The 2,926-nt window shown below is 70.5% G+C and carries 3 protein-coding genes; all 3 read left to right on the top strand.

Annotated features, from left to right (window positions below; all coding sequences use genetic code 11):
* Positions 1-596, top strand: a 596-nt coding sequence (locus VFA16_RS01975) for a sensor domain-containing protein (RefSeq protein WP_324966205.1), incomplete at its 5' end; no start/stop codon positions are given.
* 128 nt (positions 597-724) lie between these two features.
* On the top strand, positions 725-1,996 hold the full coding sequence (egtA, locus tag VFA16_RS01970; protein WP_324966204.1) for an ergothioneine biosynthesis glutamate--cysteine ligase EgtA: 1,272 nt from the start codon (positions 725-727) through the stop codon (positions 1,994-1,996).
* The coding region (locus tag VFA16_RS01965) for an SUMF1/EgtB/PvdO family nonheme iron enzyme (protein WP_324966203.1) at positions 1,993-2,926 on the top strand (934 nt) is incomplete at its 3' end. The genes egtA and VFA16_RS01965, both read left to right, overlap by 4 nt.

The following is a 2,926-nucleotide window of genomic DNA, read 5'->3' as shown; positions in this document are numbered from 1 at the left end:
CAGCGGCGCCGCCCGCCAACGCGCGCCCCTCGGAGCCCGGGGTGGTGAACTACGCGGTGCTGGGCAAGGGCTCCGTCGGCAACATCGTCGGCGGCCCGATGCGCTGGGAGTCGGTGTCCACCGATCCGTACCAGGGGTATTGGGTCGATGACCCGGTGTGCAACAACTGGGCCGACATCGGCTTGCCGGAGGTCTACAACGACCCGGACCTGGCGTCGTTCAACAGCGCCGTCACCCAGACGTCGGCCACCGACCAGACCCATTTCGTCAAGCAGGCGGTGGGGGTGTTCGCCACCGGCGACGCCGCGGGTCGCGCCTTCCACCGCGTGGTGGACCGCACGGTCGGCTGCTCTGGGCAGACCACGGCAATGCACCTGGACAACGGCACCACCCAGGTGTGGTCGTTCGACGGCGGGCCGGCGACCGGCACCGACGCGGCCTGGACCAAGCAGGAAGCCGGCACCGATCGCCGCTGCTTCAACCAGACCCGGCTGCGTGAGAACGTCCTGCTTCAGGCCAAGGTCTGCCAGTCCGGCAACGCGGGGCCGGCGGTCAACGCACTGGCCGGCGCCATGCAGAACACCCTGGGCCAGTAGCCGGGCACCCGACGCCGGGAATATGTCGGTGCCGTCTGCAAGATTGACTCTGGGTGGTTATCGTCCGGATAACCGCGCGCAACCACGCTCCGACGACGCACGCGTTGGGGCCGGGAGGAACGGTGAATATGGCGGTCGCGTCGCAGCTGGCCGGCACTCGGTTGGCAGAGGCCGAACTGGCCAGTTCCTCGCACGCCGCCCGGTGCATCACCGACAGTTGCCTGGCGGACGGGCCGCTGGGCCGGGTCGGCCTGGAAGTCGAAGCCCACTGCTACGACCCAGCCAATCCACACCGCAGGCCCAGCTGGAAAGAGATCAGCGACGTCTTGGCGGAGCTTCCCGCGCTGCCCGGCGGAAGTGCGGTCAGCGTCGAACCCGGCGGTGCCGTCGAACTTTCCAGCCCGCCGCTCGACGGCGTTCTCCCGGCAATCGAGGCGATGACCAGCGACCAGGCGGTGCTGCGCTCGGCCTTCACCCGCGCCGGCCTGGGTCTGGTGCCGCTGGGCGCGGACCCGCTGCGCCCGGCCATGCGCATCAACCCGGGCGCGCGCTATCGCGCTATGGAGCAGTTCTTCGCCGCCAGCCACACCGGGGCCGCGGGCTCGGCGATGATGACCTCGACGGCGTCCATCCAGGTCAACCTCGACGCCGGCCCGCAGACGGGGTGGGCGGCGCGGGTGCGGCTCGCGCACGCGCTGGGGCCGACGATGATCGCGATCGCCGCCAATTCTCCGCTGCTGGGCGGAAAGTTTTCCGGATGGCAGTCGACCCGGCAGCGGGTGTGGGGGCAGCTGGACTCGGCGCGCTGCGGGCCGGTGTTGACAGCAAGCGGCGACGACCCTGGCACCGACTGGGCGCGTTACGCGCTGAAGGCCCCGGTGATGCTGGTGCTCAACCCCGATGCCGTGCCGGTCACCCACTATGTGCCGTTCACTGACTGGGCCGACGGCCGCATGCTGCTCGGCGGCCGGCGCCCGACAGTCGCCGACCTCGACTATCACCTCACCACGCTTTTCCCGCCGGTGCGCCCGCGCCGATGGCTGGAGATCCGCTATCTCGACAGCGTCCCGGACGATATGTGGCCCGCGATCGTCTTCACGCTGGTGGCGCTGCTGGACGACCCGGTGGCCGCGGATATCGCCGCTGAAGCCGTCGAACCGGTCGCGACCGCCTGGGACACCGCCGCCCGAGTCGGATTAGGCGACCGGCGGCTCTACGCGGCGGCCAACCGGTGTGTGGCCGCTGCCGCCGAGCGGGTACCAGCCAACCTGGACGAGGCAATGCAGCGGCTGGCCCAGGCAGTCGAGCAGGGTCGCTGCCCGGCCGACGACTTCTCCGACCAGGTGATCGGCCACGGCATCGCGCCCACGGTCGCGCGTCTGGCGCAAGGGGAGATGTGAGCGTACGGGAACAGCTGGCTCGCGACCTGACGCGGGCACGCGAGCGCACCCTGCGGCTGGTCGATTTCGACGATGCCGAACTGCGCCGCCAGTACGACCCCCTGATGAGCCCGCTGGTGTGGGACTTGGCGCACATCGGCCAGCAAGAGGAACTGTGGCTGCTGCGCGGCGGCGATCTCGACCGCCCGGGCATGCTGCGCGCGGATGTCGAGGGTCTCTACGACGCGTTCGTACATTCTCGGGCCAGCCGGGTGGACCTGCCGCTGCTCTCACCTGGCGAGGCGCGAGCGTATTGCAGCACCGTCCGGTCGGCCGCGCTGGATTCCCTGGATCGCTCACCTGACGACCCCGACGAAAACTTCGCGTTCGGGATGGTGGTCAGCCACGAACACCAGCACGACGAAACCATGCTGCAGGCGCTCAACCTGCGCACCGGCCCGCCACTGCTGAGGGCGGCCGCCACGCTGCCGCCCGGCCGGCCCGGCGTCGCCGGCACGTCGGTGCTGGTGCCCGGCGGCCCCTTCGTGCTCGGCGTCGACGCCGCCAGCGAACCGTTCTCGCTGGACAACGAACGCCCCGCCCACGTCGTCGAAATCCCGTCGTTCCGAATCGGGCGCGTCCCCGTCACCAACGGCGAATGGCGCCAGTTCGTCGACGACGGCGGCTACGACGAGCCGCGATGGTGGTCGGCACGCGGCTGGCAGCATCGGCAACGCGCCGGCCTGACCGCGCCGCAATTTTGGCACCCGGACGGGCAGACCCGCACCCGGTTCGGCCACGTCGAGCAGATCCCCGCCGACGAACCGGTGCAGCATGTCACCTACTTCGAGGCCGAGGCGTATGCCGCGTGGGCAGGCGCCCGGCTGCCCACCGAGATCGAATGGGAGAAGGCGTGTGCCTGGGATCCGGTGGCCAACACGCGGCGCCGCT

It is taken from the genome of Mycobacterium sp., from assembly GCF_035653355.1.
Classification (GTDB): Bacteria; Actinomycetota; Actinomycetes; order Mycobacteriales; family Mycobacteriaceae; genus Mycobacterium.
The sequence above is the reverse complement of the archived record's forward strand: the minus strand, read 5'-3'. Positions and strand labels throughout refer to the sequence as shown.

Coding starts and splice junctions, on each gene's coding strand:
- egtA (WP_324966204.1), top strand. CDS start 725: ATGGCGGTCGCGTCGCAGCTGGCCGGCACTCGGTTGGCAGAGGCCGAA.